Source organism: Megasphaera jansseni (genome assembly GCF_047974155.1).
Taxonomy (GTDB): Bacteria; Bacillota; Negativicutes; order Veillonellales; family Megasphaeraceae; genus Megasphaera.
Genome location: NZ_JBHYRR010000009.1, coordinates 77,181 through 92,586, shown reverse-complemented (window position 1 = coordinate 92,586; position 15,406 = coordinate 77,181). Strand labels below are relative to the sequence as shown.

The 15,406-nt window shown below is 54.1% G+C and carries 16 protein-coding genes; 3 read left to right on the top strand and 13 right to left on the bottom strand.

The window, feature by feature from the left end:
• Positions 1-162 precede the first annotated feature (162 nt).
• Positions 163-669 (bottom strand): flavodoxin, encoded by a 507-nt coding sequence (locus ACE418_RS05270; RefSeq protein ID WP_416449628.1) that lies wholly within the window; start codon positions 667-669, stop codon positions 163-165.
• Positions 670-827: 158 nt separating this feature from the next.
• Between ACE418_RS05270 and ACE418_RS05265 the strand changes: the two genes are divergently transcribed.
• Positions 828-1,727 (top strand): LysR family transcriptional regulator, encoded by a 900-nt coding sequence (locus ACE418_RS05265; RefSeq protein WP_416449627.1) that lies wholly within the window; start codon positions 828-830, stop codon positions 1,725-1,727.
• Between the two features lie 2 nt (positions 1,728-1,729).
• Complete coding sequence (locus ACE418_RS05260; protein WP_416449626.1) at positions 1,730-2,659, top strand: LysR family transcriptional regulator; 930 nt, start codon at positions 1,730-1,732, stop codon at positions 2,657-2,659.
• Here the strand turns inward: ACE418_RS05260 and ACE418_RS05255 are convergent.
• The 9 genes from ACE418_RS05255 to ACE418_RS05215 all read right to left on the bottom strand — a co-directional run bounded on the left by ACE418_RS05255 (position 2,649) and on the right by ACE418_RS05215 (position 9,516).
• Entirely contained in the window at positions 2,649-3,221 is a 573-nt protein-coding gene (locus tag ACE418_RS05255) for a DapH/DapD/GlmU-related protein (RefSeq protein WP_416449625.1), read from the bottom strand. The two genes, ACE418_RS05260 and ACE418_RS05255, sit on opposite strands and share 11 nt — an antisense overlap.
• A gap of 28 nt (positions 3,222-3,249) precedes the next feature.
• Positions 3,250-4,410, bottom strand: a complete 1,161-nt coding sequence (locus ACE418_RS05250) for an alpha/beta hydrolase (RefSeq protein ID WP_416449624.1) — start codon at positions 4,408-4,410, stop codon at positions 3,250-3,252.
• A 190-nt stretch (positions 4,411-4,600) separates the two neighbouring features.
• A complete protein-coding gene (locus ACE418_RS05245; protein ID WP_416449623.1) occupies positions 4,601-5,701 on the bottom strand; it encodes a metallophosphoesterase in 1,101 nt (366 codons plus the stop codon).
• Positions 5,702-5,764: 63 nt separating this feature from the next.
• Positions 5,765-6,208 (bottom strand): carboxymuconolactone decarboxylase family protein, encoded by a 444-nt coding sequence (locus ACE418_RS05240; protein WP_416449622.1) that lies wholly within the window; start codon positions 6,206-6,208, stop codon positions 5,765-5,767.
• Positions 6,192-6,611 (bottom strand): cupin domain-containing protein, encoded by a 420-nt coding sequence (locus ACE418_RS05235; protein WP_416449621.1) that lies wholly within the window; start codon positions 6,609-6,611, stop codon positions 6,192-6,194. Before ACE418_RS05235 ends, ACE418_RS05240 begins: the two co-directional genes overlap by 17 nt.
• A complete protein-coding gene (locus ACE418_RS05230) occupies positions 6,608-6,820 on the bottom strand; it encodes a hypothetical protein (protein WP_416449620.1) in 213 nt (70 codons plus the stop codon). The genes ACE418_RS05235 and ACE418_RS05230 overlap by 4 nt, the downstream gene beginning before the upstream one ends.
• 265 nt (positions 6,821-7,085) lie before the next feature.
• Complete coding sequence (gene rpmF / locus ACE418_RS05225; RefSeq protein ID WP_014016180.1) at positions 7,086-7,271, bottom strand: 50S ribosomal protein L32; 186 nt, start codon at positions 7,269-7,271, stop codon at positions 7,086-7,088.
• 36 nt (positions 7,272-7,307) lie between these two features.
• On the bottom strand, positions 7,308-7,814 hold the full coding sequence (locus tag ACE418_RS05220) for a YceD family protein (RefSeq protein WP_416449619.1): 507 nt from the start codon (positions 7,812-7,814) through the stop codon (positions 7,308-7,310).
• A gap of 49 nt (positions 7,815-7,863) precedes the next feature.
• On the bottom strand, positions 7,864-9,516 hold the full coding sequence (locus ACE418_RS05215; protein WP_416449618.1) for a nucleoside kinase: 1,653 nt from the start codon (positions 9,514-9,516) through the stop codon (positions 7,864-7,866).
• 150 nt (positions 9,517-9,666) lie between these two features.
• Here ACE418_RS05215 and ACE418_RS05210 point away from each other — a divergent pair, with 150 nt between their 5' ends.
• Positions 9,667-10,689, top strand: a complete 1,023-nt coding sequence (locus tag ACE418_RS05210; RefSeq protein ID WP_416449617.1) for a hypothetical protein — start codon at positions 9,667-9,669, stop codon at positions 10,687-10,689.
• A gap of 357 nt (positions 10,690-11,046) precedes the next feature.
• Here the strand turns inward: ACE418_RS05210 and ACE418_RS05205 are convergent, their stop codons facing one another.
• From ACE418_RS05205 to ACE418_RS05195, 3 genes are all read right to left on the bottom strand, one after another.
• On the bottom strand, positions 11,047-11,472 hold the full coding sequence (locus tag ACE418_RS05205; protein WP_292282035.1) for a SoxR reducing system RseC family protein: 426 nt from the start codon (positions 11,470-11,472) through the stop codon (positions 11,047-11,049).
• Positions 11,473-12,121: 649 nt separating this feature from the next.
• Complete coding sequence (galU, locus tag ACE418_RS05200) at positions 12,122-12,997, bottom strand: UTP--glucose-1-phosphate uridylyltransferase GalU (protein WP_416449616.1); 876 nt, start codon at positions 12,995-12,997, stop codon at positions 12,122-12,124.
• A gap of 11 nt (positions 12,998-13,008) precedes the next feature.
• Positions 13,009-15,192: an LPO_1073/Vpar_1526 family protein gene (locus ACE418_RS05195; protein ID WP_416449615.1), complete on the bottom strand. Its 2,184-nt coding sequence runs from the start codon at positions 15,190-15,192 to the stop codon at positions 13,009-13,011.
• Positions 15,193-15,406: the final 214 nt, after the last annotated feature.

The window sequence follows — 15,406 nt, the reverse complement described above, 5'->3', positions numbered from 1 at the left end:
ATAGGGTGGATTTCGCAGGCATCGAACCTGCGAAATCCATCGCCATTCATCCCCTACCTAAGAGGAAGGAGTCTTCTGGCGAAACTGGGATAAAGAAAACGAAACCCTTACAGAAGTCTCATCTCGTTTTGCACTATAAACCGTTCGTTATGACTCAGCGGATTACGCTTTCGAGCTATATCCCGCTTTGACCTGCTGGATCCAATGGTCTACGGCAGCAGCCTGGGTGACCATGTCGCTGCCGCCATGGGAATCAAACTGGATTTCCATTGACGGGCCAAAGGCTGCGCCGCTGCAGTCCCGCTTCATGTCTTTGATGACATGGCCCGGCCAGCCGCCATGGGTCATAAAAGGAATGACCGTCTTCTGCTGCCAGTCCTGGCCTTCCAAAAAGGATTTCATTGCCGGCGCCATCGTATACCACCACGTCGGCGTCCCGACGGCAATGACGTCATAATCGGACGGATCATAGGCCAAAGGCTGGATGGCCGGTTTATACCCTGCCTGTACTTCGCGCTGCCCCTGGTCGACGACTTCCATATAACTGCCTTCATAAGGCTTTACCGTTTGAATACGGGCAATATCAGCTCCCGTAGCCCGCTGCAGCTGTTCGGCGATTTTCGCCGTGTTGCCATTGGACCAGGAATAATAGACAATTAACATCTTCATCGTATAATCTCCTTTTCATAATGCGTACAGTTGTATCATACCAGCTTGCATTTTTAATGTAAAAAGCTTATATCAAATATCTAGTCATGCTCTATTTGTATTGCAAATTTTTCCAAAAAGTCATATACTAAAGAAAACCCATAGATAGGAGCCACATCATGGAAATACGAACCCTGCAATACTTCCTGGCCGTTGCCAGGGAACAGAATATGACCGGTGCTGCCAATATGCTGCACATCACACAGCCGACGTTATCCCGGCAGATGGCCGATTTGGAACAGGAATTAGGCAAAAAGCTCTTCGTCCGGACGAACCGCAGTACACTGCTCACGGAAGAAGGCATCCGCCTGCGCCAGCGGGCAGAGGAAATCATTTCCCTCGTCCAGCAGACCAAAGACGAAATCAGCGATGACCAGCCACAGCTGGCCGGCTGTATCCGCATCGGCGCCGGCGAAACGAAAGTCATGCATTTCCTGACCGATACCTTCGCCAAACTGCACCAGCAGCACCCGGCGATTACGTGTGAATTATTTACGGGCAATGCCGACACCGTCGAAGAGAAACTCTCCCACGGCCTGCTCGACTTCGCCCTGTTCATCAAGCCTTTCAATGCCGATAAATATGAATCCCTGCCCCTGCCGGAAGCAGACCGGATGGGCATCATCACCCAGAGCCAGAGCCCCTGGTCCCATTACGATGCCATCACGCCGTCCCTGCTGAAATCCATGCCCCTGCTGGTATCGTCGCGGACGGCGACGCAGCCCTTCGATTTCGCCGCCTGGTCCCACGGGGAGCTGCAGGAAAAAGACATGCACATCGTCGGGACCTTCGACCTGATTGCCAACGCCTCCCTGTTGGTCAAGACCGGCGTGGTCAATGCCGTCAGCCTGTCGGACCTCTATCAGCTGCAGGACCCGGATATCACATATATCCCCTTATCGCCGCCAGCTTATTCCTCCTGTCTCGTAGCCTGGAAGAAATACCAGCTCCTGTCGCCGACGTGCGAAGCCTTTTTGAAATGCCTGAAAGAACAGATTCATTTGCCTGGAAAGGATTGATCATGATGTTAGATTTACGGGTACTCAATTATTTTCTGACCGTCGCCCGCGAAGAAAGTATCACCCATGCCGCCGAAGCCCTGCACCTGTCCCAGCCGACGCTGTCGCGCCAGCTCCGGGACATGGAAGATATGCTGGGCAAGGAATTGATGATCCGCGGTCCCCGGCGCATCACGCTGACCGAAGACGGCTTGTTCCTGAAAAAACGGGCGGAAGAAATCTTATCCCTAGCCAGCAATACGGAACAGGAACTGCGCAGCGACGATACCGAACTGAACGGGACCATCCGCATCGGCTCGGCGGAATCGGACAGCGTCCGCTTCCTCATGCACGCCGCCCATGATATCCAAGTCAGGTATCCCCACCTGCATTTCCATATCACCAGCGGCGATGGCCAGCAGATGATGGAACTCCTCGACAAGAGCCTCATCGATATTGCCGTCGTCTATGGCCACGTCGATACGGAAAAATACGAAGTCCTCCCCTGCCCGACCGTCGACCATTGGGGCCTCCTGCTGCGCCGCGACAATCCCCTTTCGCAAAAAGAAAAAATCACCCCGCAGGACCTGTGGCACGAAAAACTCATCGTGTCGAACCAGGTCTTGCAGGGAGACAGCCATGCCGATAAACTGCAGACATGGATAAAAAAGCCCTTCGCTGACCTGTCCATCATCGCCACGTATAACCTGGCGTATAATGCATCCCTCATGGTCAGCGAAGGACTGGGTTCCTGTATCATGCTGGAAAAGATTATCCGTGTCCAGGACGATGACGATACCCTTTGTTTCCGGCTCCTGGACCCGCCGATTTTCGATAAGCTGCTCATCGCCTGGAAGCGTTTCCAGCTGTTCTCCAAGGGGACGCAGCAATTCATCCAGCTCTTGAAGCAGGAAAAGGCTTCCTTAGACACGATGACACCGCCTAGGCCTTGATGGCCTTGATGAAGTGAGCCGGCACGCCGCCGACGACCGTGTCCGGCGGCACATCCCGGGTCACGACGGCACCGGCAGCGACGATGGCATGGCGCCCGACGGTCACGCCGGCGGTAATCGTCGCATTGGCCCCGATCCAGACGCCTTCTTCCAGGACGATTTTCCCAGGCATCATTTCCGCCCTTTTGTCCGGGTCCTGGTTATGATTGAGCGTAGCCAGGACGACATTATGGCCGACGAGGACATCATCCCCGATGAGGATGCCCCCCTGGTCCTGGAATTTACAGCCGCTGTTGATGAATACATTTTTCCCGACGCGGATATTTTTTCCGAAATCCGTATAAAAAGGCGGAAAGAGAGCAAAACTGTCATCGACTTTTTGGCCGATGAGCTGCGAAAATAACTGCCGCAATACATCCGGTTCGTGATAACGCGTATTCATTTCCATGGTGATTTTCTGGGCCTGCCGGCTGTAAAACCGCATCGTCTCGATTTCTTCCGTCGTGACGCCGATGACCGGCGACTGGCTCCAGCGCTTCAACGCTTGTGATAATGGCAGCACAGGGCCACCTCCTTTCCATCAGGCGCGCTTATTTCAACGCCTTGTCGAAGAATTTCACTAATTCAGAGAAGGGAATCTTATCCATCTGGTCATACAAATCGGTATGCGTAGCACCGGGAACGACGATTTCCTGTTTCGGCGCTTTCAATTTCGCATAGGCTGCATCGGCGAAATATTTGGAATGAGCCTTTTCCCCGGTAATGATCAGGACCGGACGCGGACTGATTTCATCGAGGTGTTCCATGAGGGTGAAGTTAAAGAATCCATAGGGCGTCGTCGAATCCCAGGCCAATTTGTTGGAATTGATGGCACGGGGATGGAAAGCGCGGCCTACATAGTAGTCGTAAAAGCCCTTGGATACTTCATCGGCATTATCCGGCAGCTTATCTGGGAACAGAGTATCCTGGGAAATGACCTTGCCCTTGTCATCGACAGGCAGTTCATGATAGCCGCGGATGCCCTGGCCTTCTTTGGCTTCTTTATCGCGCATGGACGCTAAATATTCCTTGACTTTTTCCCGCTGTTCCGGCGTATAGTAATCGCCTTTATAGTGATTGCGGATGCTGTCGGACATATCGTACATCGCCGAAGTCGCCACGGCTTTGATGCGCGTATCGTTCGCCGCAGCCGTCAGGGCCATGCCGGACAAGCCGCAGATGCCGATGGCACCGATTTTATCGGGATTGACGAATTTTAAGTTGCTGACAAAATCCACAGCGGCGCTATAATCTTCCGTAAAGATATCCGGCGACGCCATATTGCGGCGTGTCCCGCTGCTTTCGCCCGTCATCGACGGGTCAAAGGCTACGGCGACATAGCCGTTTTTTGCCATTTCCTGGGCGTAGAGGCCGGAAGACTGTTCCTTGACGGCGCCAAAAGGCCCGGAGACGACGACGGCCTTATACTGTTTCTGATCGTTGAAGTTCTTCGGTAAATAGAGGTGCCCGGCGACGTCAAAGCCGTAGCGGTTCTGGAAGCGGACGTTTTTGGCTTCTATCTGCGGATCGACTTTAAAGACCCGTGTATCGTTATCCAGTTCGGTAATGGAAGAGCGTTTCATCTGCGATTCTGCCTGCAACGCAGCGGCCGGCGTCGCAGCATAGGCGGAACTGCCGCCGAATCCGGAAAAAGTAAATGTACTGATAACTAACGCAGCGGCAACGAATAAAGCTTTCTGATGTTTTTTCATATGATATACTCCTTTTCTATGCTATCCTAAGACCTATCTCTCTGGCTTGCCTATAGTATACCTGCCATCCTTATCAATATCAAATACCTATGGATTCTATAAATCAATGCTTTTTTACTATTCTTTTTTCAAAAAAAGAGCGGCTGCCAGAAGGTGTCATCCTTCGGCAGCCGCCAGCCGGCCGCACCAATCAGGCCCGGCGTACCCGGATACACACGATTTCCGGAGCCGGCCCCAGGCGGAACAGTTCCCCCCAGGCCCCATACCCGCTCGATACGACAGCCGTGAGCTGTTGAAACGATTTCAGGCCGTAATCCAGGGCGAAGAGACGCCGTATGACCCAGCGGTTCGGCCAGAACTGCCCAGCATGCGTATGCCCGCTGACATGTAAATCCCAGCCTTTTTCTGCCGCCTGGACAATATGCAGGGGCTCATGTTCCATAAAAATCGAAAAAGCCTGTTCCGGCGCCGCTTCGACCGGTGCCGACGGCGCACAGTAATAATCTTCCCGTCCGAAGAGGACGACGCCGGGCAGGGGATGGACCGCTTCCCCATTGAGGCAGCGGATGCCGCAGCGCGACAGGGCCTTTTCTTCCAAAGGCAAGTCTTCCCCATACGTATCGTGATTCCCCATGACGGCGTACACCCCAGCCGGAGCCTGTATGCCTTCCAGTCCCGAAAAACTGCCTTCATATAAGACATATTTCAAGTTGCCATCAATGATATCCCCGCCGATGAGCACCATATCGGCATGGACGTCATTCAAATCGCGCCGCAGCTGACGGCTGAAGTCCAGCCCCAGTACCGGGCCCAGGTGGATATCGCTGACAAAAGCCAGGGAAAAATCGCGGGCAATCGGTTTATCCGTCACGATATCGATCGTGCGGACCACGTGATGATGGCCGCGCCAGGCCCCGACAGCCAGGAGCAGCCAGGTCAGGCCCAAAGCGATGGCACTGTAATAGACGACCATCGAAGACTGCCAGACATCGTCCAGGCCGCCCATCTGGCAAAGCAGCCAGAGCACTAGGCCCGGAACCAGGAGCAGCGTCGCGTAGTAGGAAAAAGCGAACCAATAACCGCCAAAACGGGCCAATCCCCTCGTCACACGGGCCGGCAGGCGGTCAGACAGGATGTACGGCATGGCATAGACAACTGGCAGCAGGGCCATCAGGCCGAGCAAGACGTCCTGCCGTACCGGCAGGATATGGCGGAACAAAGCCCATTGTCCCCATATCGACAACTCGCCGATCAAGGCTAAGATGAAATAAAAGTAATGACGTTGTTTCAAAAGAATCACCCTCACGATACGCAAAAAGAGCCTGCGCACGCGTAGGTGCCGCAGGCCCAAGTTTCAGTCGTTATACACTTCTTTGGCATAGCCAAAGGCAGCCCAGGCTTTGGGCCAGCCGCTGTAAAAGGCGAGCTGTGTAATGATTTCAGCCATTTCGTCTTTGGTGACACCATTTTTCTTGGCCGTTTCCATATGGTACTTCAGAGAACTATCGGTAATCCCCTGGGCGATGAGGGCCGAAACGGTAACAATGCTCCGTTCTTTGAGCGGCAGGACATCGTTCTTGCTCCATACTTCACCAAAGAGGATGTCGTCGTTATAATGGGCAAAATCAGGGGCAAAATTCCCCAGCTGCTGCCGCCCTGCAGTCTGCACGATCTTGACGGCTTTTTTCGCTTGATTATCGGTTGTATTCACGGCAAATGCATCTCCTGTTCCCAAAAATCCTATCCCTGCCAAGGCGATGAGCCCGGCAATGAAGCACTGCTTACGGAAGGGCATCATAATCGGCCTCCGCTACGGCTTCACACCATTCCGTACTCGTATCGGTCCCATCGACTTCGATGGCCAGATGCTGGAAAGCGCTGTCCTTGGCAGCCCCGTGCCAGTGCTTGACGTTGGCCGGGATGTGGACGACATCGCCGGCATGGAGTTCCTGTGCCGGTTTCCCCCATTCCTGATACCAGCCGCGGCCGGCCGTAACCAGGAGCATCTGACCGCCGCCCTGGGCAGCATGATGGATATGCCAATGATTGCGGCAGGCCGGTTCAAAGGTGACATTGCCGACGACGACCTGTTCCAGGGACAGCATATTCAGGTAACTGGTCCCATCAAAATACTGCGCATAATCGACATTTTCTCCGCCCATAGCAAACGGGCTCTGCTGTTTGATTTCTTCTAAGGTCATTTATCTCCGTCTCCTCTTTTTTGTAATACATATAATAAGTAGTCCAGCCGGTCCAGCTGAAGCTGTTTATTATGGATGGCATCGAGCAAGTGCCGGCGATGGCGCCGCAGATACGGCAGCTGCTCATCAGCGGGCAGGGCTTCATAATGCTCAATGAAAGCCGCCGAACAACCGGCATCGAGCAGATTCTGCCTAATCCCTGGTTTCATCGTCGTCCTCCTTTCTGCGCTTCTGATTACGCTTTTATCTTAGCAGACGGCCACGGAGATGTAAAACGCTTATATTTTATGCCTGGATATGTGATTTTCGTATGGCAATGTAGGGGCCGTCCCAAAGGGCGGCCCGTGTGGCTCGTGGCTAGTAAAGGCGCCTAAGGTGCCCATTTTTTTACGAACCACGAACCACGAACAACGAACAACGAGCCACGAAAAAAGAGCTACCGCCTAAGCGATAGCTCTTTTTTATGTACAACTCTTATTCAGCTGTTGTGTTGTTGACAACCTGTTTGCCTTTATAGTAGCCGCAAGTCGGGCATACATGATGAGGCATCATTGCTTCGTGGCACTGCGGGCATTCTACGTAACCCGGTGCGGTCAATTTCCAGTTTGCGCGACGCATCTTCTGACGAGTCTGGGATAATCTGTTCTTCGGTACTGCCATGTTCTGCACCTCCTTAAATCACATGGTACGTTATTTCTAGCGCTTTTCTTTGGATCGTAATAATTGAGCCAGGACTTCCAGTCTCGGATCAATCTTGTCGGTAGGACAACTACAGGGTCCGTCGTTCAGGTTTGCACCGCACTGGGGACAGAGTCCTTTGCAGTCAGGCCGGCACAAAACCCTCATGGGTTCGCTGAGGATCAACGTTTCTCTAATTGTCTCCGTCAAATCGATGTATTCCCCATTGTAAGGCAATACGTCCTCGGGAAGCTCTGCTTCCGTACCATAGACTTCAGACAGTGTTTCATTCCGATCCACCGATACCGGTGACAGGCAGCGGCTGCAGGTGTACATGCCAGAGGTCTGTATGGTTCCCTGTACCACGATGTGGTTGCCATCGAACCAATAGGCCCCGTCCACAACTACTGTGGCGTCCTTCCAGGGAAGGTCTTCCACTTCACCTAGCTCGGCAGCCGGACATTCAAAAGAAAAGGGAAAAGATTTTCCGGCTTCTTTTAGTGCTTCTTCGACTTGTAGTTTCATATTTCTACCTCGACTATACTATTATATCTATCTGGTTACGCTTTGTCAATCATTTTTTCCGGTCCGGCCCAATGAATTCCCGCAATAGCGAATTGGGCGGCACGACGGACGAATCGACGCTTTTGAAAGGCTTAAGGAAACGCAGGAGCCGGCGGGCTTCGGCGTAATGGACGCTGCCCTTGTCGATGGATTCCAGGAGCGGTTCCGCATAGGGCTTGAGGACGGCCAGCTCATAGGGCAGGGCCGTGTTGAAAATCGTATCGGCATCTTCCTGATAGGGATAGATGTTCTTTTCTTCGCCGCGGCGGACGTCGGCCCAGATATCCATGGTCGCCATGGGTCCGCGGTCGCGGAACTGCTGGTCCCGGACCATGCGGCGGATGATGCGCGTATCCGACGTGGAAATGCGGTTGTGGTCGTTAATGCGTATCTGGGTCAGGACGCCCAGGGAAATCTTGACCTTTTCATAGCGCGGCAGCATGTAGGTCAGGGAATCGTTCAAGGCATGGAGGCCTTCGACGACGATGGGCTGCCCTTTTTCCAAGACGACGGGCTTTTCATCGAAATGGCGGTGGCCGGTGACGAAGTCGAAGCGGGCCAGATGGACTTCCTTGCCCTGGTTGAGGTCATCGATCTGCTGGTTGAAGAGCGGTACGTCGATGGCCCGCAGGGACTCGAAGTCGTAACTGCCGTCGGGATTCTTCGGCGTATCTTCGCGGTTATAGAAATAATCGTCCAGGGAAATGCCGATAGGCCGCAGGCCGTTGACGCGGAGCTGTGTCGTCAGGCGCTTGCAGAACGTCGTCTTGCCGGCTGATGACGGTCCGGCGATGAGGACGACCTTGATTTTCGGGCGGCGGCTGACGATGTAGTCGGCAATCTGGCCCAGCTTCTTTTCCTGCAGGGCTTCGGCCATGTCGACCATATCCTGGATATTGCCTTGTTCAATATAGTGGTTCAAATCGTAGACGTATTCGCAGCGGACGATGCGCCCCCATTCTTCGGCATCCAGGAAGAGGCGGGCCATCTTGGGGATTTCCTTATATTCCGGCAGTTCATTGGGATTGTCGACGGTCGGCGTTTCCAGGATGACGCCAGGCGCATAGGACCGCAGGTTGAAGCAGGTCACATAGCCCATGCTGGGCAGGAGAGGCCCCATATAGTAATCAAAAGTCTGTCCACACTGGTAGGCCATGATATGGGTAACGTCGACGTGGCGCAAGAGTTCCGCTTCCCGCGTCATATGGCGGTTGCGGCACATTTCCATCGCCGTTTCGGCACTGGCGATGACCTGGGAAATGGGTTCATCCTGTTCGACGATTTCGTGCATGCGCTTCTTGATGATGTCCACGTCGTGGACGGTAACGGTATGCCCGATTTCCAACTCGCAGTACAATGCCTTGCGCAAGGCGTGCTTGACCAGGACCTTGCCATCGGGATAGAGGTCGCTGACAGCGCGGACCAGGAGGAAAATGGCCGTACGGATGATGCACTGATTGCCTTCCATGGTATTGATGGGCAGCCAGTCTATATCGCCGCTCTGGTCGACCTTGGTCTGCAGGCCGACACATTCATTATTGTATAAGGCGGCGGCAATGGGCATATCGTCGTGCTGACAATACTGTTCACAGACCTGCTGCAGCGTCGCCCCTTCCTTGACTTCATAGGAATTCCCTGATTTCACATCGTGTAAAGTAATCACAGGAATCACGCTCCTTTTCTTTCGGTAATGACATATTCATTATACCATATTTTTGTAGCCTTCGGCAGATGGGCCGAAAGGCTGAACGCCTAACGCAGACTGTGGTATAATGAGGGAAACAGGATTTCGTTTAGTAAGGAAGGATAATCTATGAGAAAAAGAGTGCTTACCTTATGGGATGGCAAGGTCTTCCTGGCCCTGGTCGTCCTCATGGGTTGTATCATAGCAGGGATTGCGGCATATCAACACATTTATATGAAGACGCCGGACTATGCCGTCTCCCAGGTCATCCGCGCCGTCCGCGACGGGGATATGGAAACGTTCAGCCGTCATGTCGATGAAGAAGCCCTGAGCGGCCAGTTCTTCGATGCCCTCGTATCCCATACGTCGGACAGTACGGATGAATCCTTTTTATTGAATATCATCCGCTCGCCTTTGCGGGCTTCTTTCGTCACCACAGCCGACTTGTACCTGAATTGGAGCCTGGCTGGGAATACAGACAATGAACAATATCAAAAAACAGCCGATAACCTGCAGCGCACCTTGAAGAGCGCCGGCCTCTCCATTCCCCTGGCAGGCTGGCACCTCGACGGCGCCGACTGGAGCCACGACAATACGGTAAAACTCTACTTGTACAACGACCGCCTGGGTGCGACCGTCCCCTGTACGGTTACTTTGGAGCAGACGCCGTCCCAGACCTGGGTCATCACAGGCCTGGCCGACCCGGAAGCCTTCCTCAACGACTTGCGCGATGTCATGAAGAAAGAATTAGCCGCTTACAATAAACCGGTCCAGCAAAAGATCGACGCCATCATGACCGTCCGCGACGTCTCTTCCAAGATTGTCACCGGCCAGGGACGCACCTTCCTGCGCCTGAGCTATACACCGGTCTTCCGCCAGGACCGCAACGAAATCGCTTCCGTCAAGGCCCTCTATACGTTGCGCCGGGACAGCGACAAGGCCGTACTCTATACGTCCCCCCTGCGCCTGTCGACGTCATCGGAAAAGAGCACCCACGAAAGCCAGTTCCTGCTCAATCCCCTCATCCCGTCACAATACAGCCTGATCCGCTCGCAGGCCCTGGACGGCATGACCAGCGAACTCCACATCACGGCCATCACTCTCAAAGATGGCAGCGAATTCGCCTTGGCCGACGCCTTGCCGGAAAAATAAGAAAAGAGGCTGTCGCATTAAGACAGCCTCTTTTTACGTTGATCGTAGGTCGTTCATCGTTTGTCGTATGGGATTAAAAATATCAATCCATCGCGATGAACGATGAACTACGAACGAAAAACTTTTAAGTTGAAGGGGCCTCGCATGATGGCAAAAACCTTCGTGCGACAGCCCCTTTTTAGTGGCTAGTGGTTAGTGGCTAGTGGTTAGTGGATGGCTTTAAATTTACTGTAGGGGCGCCACGTGGGGCGCCCGCTCTGGGATATGTAGATTTCCCAACCAGCTTGCTAAAAGAATCATCCAAATCCCTAACGGGTCGCCCACGCGGCGACCCCTACAAACAAAGCCTTTATACACTCAATTCCCGCCTGAACAGATTTCGATGATTTTCGGTTTGGAGTTTTCGGCTTTCGACAGGGAGCGGTCGAAGAGCTTGACGCCGACGGCGCCGATGAGAAAGCCGATGATGCCGCCGATGACCGCCGTCTGGACCGTATCGAAGCCCTGGGCCAGGGCCAGGAAGTGACCGGCAAAGGCACCGGCAGCACAGACCAACAGAGGCATGACGAAACAGATGAATGCGCCGATGACGATGTTGACATCGCGGAATTCAAATTTGACGTGCTGGCCGACTTTGACGCCCAACGGGTCGACAGCCGTGACGACGATGTTTTCCGCACCTTCACAGGCGCCGCAGGCGATACAGTCGGAATGGCGGCCGACCTTGATTTCGGCCGTGCCTTTTTCTTTTATAGAGATAATCGTACCTTCTTCAATTTTCATAGGAATCCCTTCTTTCTGTGCCTATTATAGCATGGCCTTTTCATTCAATCAATACTATTTTCGTGTAGTTTCAAGCATAGTACCATTAGGGGATTCCCCCTTTTTTCCATAGCGGGCGCCCCACGGGTCGCCCCTACTGGCCTTATGGCATACGCCTTTTCATTTAATCAATACTATTTTCGTGCAGTTTCAAGCATAGTACCATTAGGGGATTCCCCCTTTTTTCCATAGCGGGCGCCCCACGGGTCGCCCCTACTGGCCTTATGGCATACGCCTATTCCTTCAATCACACTATTTTCATGTAGTTTCAAGCATAGTACCATTAGGGGATTCCCCCTTTTTTCCATAGCGGGCGCCCCACGGGTCGCCCCTACTGGCCTTATGGCATACGCCTATTCCTTGTCAAAAAAAGCGCTGTCCCATGAAGACAGCGCCTTTTTACGTTGATCGTAGGTCGTTCATCGTTTGTCGTATGGGATTAAAAATATCAATCCATCGCGATGAACGATGAACTACGAACGAAAAACTTTTAAGTTGAAGGGGCCTCGCATGATGGCAAAACCCTTCGTGCGACAGCGCCTTTTTTATTGGCTAGTAGTTAGTGGCTAGTGGCTAGCGGATGCACGCGGGCCGCTCGTTGGGACGGCCCCTACGAGCCACGAACAACGTCCTTCAGGAACTGGCGGAACGGGCCGGCCAGGTCCGGGCGGCGCAGGGCGTATTCGACGTTGGCTTTCAAAAAGCCCAGTTTGTCGCCGACGTCGTAGCGTTTGCCTTCAAAGCAGTAGGCGTAGACGGCTTCGCGGCAGGCCATGGTCTGCAAGGCGTCGGTGAGTTGGATTTCGCCGCCTTTGCCCGGTTCGGTATGGGCCAGGATGTCAAAGATGTCCGGCGTGACGATATAGCGGCCGAGGACAGCCGTCCGGCTCGGTGCTTCTTCGACAGCCGGCTTTTCGACGACGCGGCTGACTTTCAGGATGCCCTTCCCTTCGACTGGCGTCCCCTGGACAATGCCGTAAGACGATACTTTTTCCAAGGGGACTTCCTGGCAGCCCAGGATGGTGGCATCGAGGTCGTTATACAAGTCAATCATCTGGCGCAAGGCCGGATTGGTTTCATTATAGACGACGTCATCGCCGAGGAGGATGGCAAAGGGTTCATCGGCAATGAAGGACTGGGCGCAGAGGATCGCGTCGCCCAAACCCCGCATGTGTTTCTGCCGGATATAGTGGATATTGATTTCAGAAATACTGCGGACCATGTTCAAAAGCCCCATCTTATGGCTTTCTTCCAGGTGCAGTTCCAGTCCCGGATTGGTATCGAAATGGTCTTCAATGGCCCGTTTGGCATGGCCGCTGATGATGAGGATTTCTTCGATGCCGCTCTGCAGGGCTTCTTCGACGATATACTGGATCGTCGGTTTATCGACGATAGGCAGCATTTCTTTCGGTGTCGCCTTCGTCGCCGGCAGGAAACGGGTGCCGAACCCGGCCGCCGGGATGACGGCTTTACGGATTTTTTTCACAACAATGCTCCTTATTCAAACCAGCGGGACAAATCGAATTCTTCGCCAATGATTTCCTTGACGAAGCCCTGCGCCAAGTACAGGCCCAGGAGCGACAACGTCGATACGCGCAGCAGCGAGCTGTCCCAAATATCGCCGAGGTCGGCCAGGACCGGCGAAATATCTTCCATGATGTCCAGGGCTTCTTCGCCGCTGAAGTTAGCCGGCCGCTTCTTGGCCAGGCGCAGGATGTGGTCCTGCATGTTGCGGTCATTGATGCCGGTCATGCGGAAGAAGCGTTTAGCCATGCTTTCGTCGACCATGGCCAACTTGACCAGGGGCGAATTGAAGGACGGCACGATGAATTCATCGGGGATGCGCTTGCCCTTGAGGGCTTTGCGCAATTCTTCTTCCGTGAAACCGCGGTAGCGGAACAAGAGCGGATACGAGTCGGACAGGATTTCGGCAAAATGCGTTTCCTTGGCTTCAAAAGCCGTGCAGTGCAGGTAATCGAGCTGCTGGTAATAGGGCCGTTCTGTCGGGAAGCCATCCAGGAAGGGATAGACGTATTTGTCGATGTAACGGCAGAAGGAATCCTTGTCGACGTTATGGGAGTTGCGCGAATACAGGAACAGCAGGAGGATAGCCAGTATCTGGTAATGGCCCTGCGTCAGGTAAGGCATGACCTTCAAGGCATCGATGGCGACCAGGTGGCGCGTCGAAATGGGCGAGCAGTGGACGATATCGTAAAAGGCCTGCAAGGCAATGGTGCCGACATAATCATCGGGATGAGCCGCATAGGCTTTCTGGACGTTCTGCAAAGCTTCCTGGACGATGAGCGGAGCCAGGGCCTGCTGCCGTTCCGTGTCGGTCTGGCAGCCGATCTGGTCAAAGGCAGCCGACGTGATGTATTCCGTCTGCTGCTGCAGTTCCGGCGATACGACGCCGTACTGGCGCAGGAAGTGTGAGACGCACTGGCGGACGACAGGAGAATCGACGGTGCTTTCCGATTCCCATACCGAGGCATAATGCGGCGCACTGCCCAGGGACGGATTGCGCGTGTCCGTACCGGACGTATTGGAATCCCACGACGTCTGGGACGGTTTGACGACTGGTGCCGGCTTGACGACGGGCGTCGCCTTTTCCTGGGATTTGTGGGCCCGGATGGGCGGCATGACCATCGTTTCTTCCGGAACGGCCTTCTTCTTGGCAGTCATGGCCGAATCGATGTGGATCGGTTCCATGCGCTGCGTCTGTTCCAGCTGAGAAGCGACGGCTTTCATGCCTTCGCTGACGACAGGCCCTTCCAGGACCTGTGTCGCATCGGATACAGCTCGTTTCTTGGCAGCTGCCGGTGCATCGGAAACGGCTTGGGCTCCGACGGCAGCTTGGCCGGCGGCTTTGGCCGTTTCGGCCATGACATCGCGGAGAATGTGCTTGCGGTGCGTGTCTTTCGGTGCTTCCGTTGCAGACGCTGCCGGTTCAGCTGCAGGAGCCGCCTTTTTCTTGGCAGCCGGAGCAGCACCGCCATCTTTAGCGGCCAGGTCAGCCGATACGATAGCCGCCATATCAGCCAGAGGCGGCTTGTCTTCTTCGGTCTGGGCCACTTCTTCTGCCCAGCGCGCCCGTTCTTCCCGGCGGGCATTGGCTTCTTTTTCAGCAGCCGCTTCGCGGCGGGCCTGTTCACGCCGTTCCCGGTTGCGGGCCAGCTGCTGTTCCTGGGCTTCTTTTTCCTGTTCAGCCTGACGCTGACGGGCCAGCTTCGCTTCTTCTTCACGGGCCTTATAGGCAGCGGCTTCTTCCTTATCTACCTTTTCCATGGCTTCCAGGATTTCATCGCGGGACAGGACGCGGGTCGCATCGAGGTCATCCGCATTGGGGCCCTTGCGGACCGGCGTTTCCTGGGCCTTCGGCGCTTCCTTGTAGACGATTTTGCCATTGCGGCGGACGGCTTCGCCTTTGGTCGTGACAAAGGCCGTTTCTTCCGGATGTTCCCGCCGTTCGCCCAGCGTCATTTTCGGGACTTTGGGCAGCGGGGCTGTTTCTTCATCGTCCGCTTCCTTCGGTAATTGTCTGGCATGCTTAACTGTTGCCGGGCTGCGGTGCTGGACCCTGCGCAGCGGCTGCGGCTCGCTGTCGTAGCGCGTCTTCGTCTTCGTGTTCCCCTTTTTCTCCGTTTGGGGACTACTCTCGGAGTGTCCTCCACCGGAATACATAATATAACAAATTACAAAAAAGACGATTGCTATGCCCGCTATGATAGCGTACGGCAAAAAGTTTGTCATGTCATCCTCTCCTCTATTTTATCAAACTTCTTTCCCCATTGTAGCATAAGATGACGTCATGAGCTACTCCCTATTGCCGATTAATTGACGCTTTCGTATAATAAAAGGGGAAATTGTTTTTTTGTCCTTCAAAGGAGTCTTTTTC

Excerpts from the sequence above, each read along its gene's own strand:
- ACE418_RS05240 (WP_416449622.1), bottom strand. The coding sequence starts at position 6,208 with ATGATGCCCTTCCGTAAGCAGTGCTTCATTGCCGGGCTCATCGCCTTG.
- ACE418_RS05210 (WP_416449617.1), top strand. The coding sequence starts at position 9,667 with ATGAGAAAAAGAGTGCTTACCTTATGGGATGGCAAGGTCTTCCTGGCC.
- ACE418_RS05260 (WP_416449626.1), top strand. The coding sequence starts at position 1,730 with ATGATGTTAGATTTACGGGTACTCAATTATTTTCTGACCGTCGCCCGC.
- ACE418_RS05250 (WP_416449624.1), bottom strand. The coding sequence starts at position 4,410 with ATGAAAAAACATCAGAAAGCTTTATTCGTTGCCGCTGCGTTAGTTATC.
- ACE418_RS05265 (WP_416449627.1), top strand. The coding sequence starts at position 828 with ATGGAAATACGAACCCTGCAATACTTCCTGGCCGTTGCCAGGGAACAG.
- ACE418_RS05220 (WP_416449619.1), bottom strand. The coding sequence starts at position 7,814 with ATGAAACTACAAGTCGAAGAAGCACTAAAAGAAGCCGGAAAATCTTTT.
- ACE418_RS05230 (WP_416449620.1), bottom strand. The coding sequence starts at position 6,820 with ATGAAACCAGGGATTAGGCAGAATCTGCTCGATGCCGGTTGTTCGGCG.
- rpmF (WP_014016180.1), bottom strand. The coding sequence starts at position 7,271 with ATGGCAGTACCGAAGAACAGATTATCCCAGACTCGTCAGAAGATGCGT.
- ACE418_RS05270 (WP_416449628.1), bottom strand. The coding sequence starts at position 669 with ATGAAGATGTTAATTGTCTATTATTCCTGGTCCAATGGCAACACGGCG.
- ACE418_RS05205 (WP_292282035.1), bottom strand. The coding sequence starts at position 11,472 with ATGAAAATTGAAGAAGGTACGATTATCTCTATAAAAGAAAAAGGCACG.
- ACE418_RS05235 (WP_416449621.1), bottom strand. The coding sequence starts at position 6,611 with ATGACCTTAGAAGAAATCAAACAGCAGAGCCCGTTTGCTATGGGCGGA.
- ACE418_RS05195 (WP_416449615.1), bottom strand. The coding sequence starts at position 15,192 with ATGTATTCCGGTGGAGGACACTCCGAGAGTAGTCCCCAAACGGAGAAA.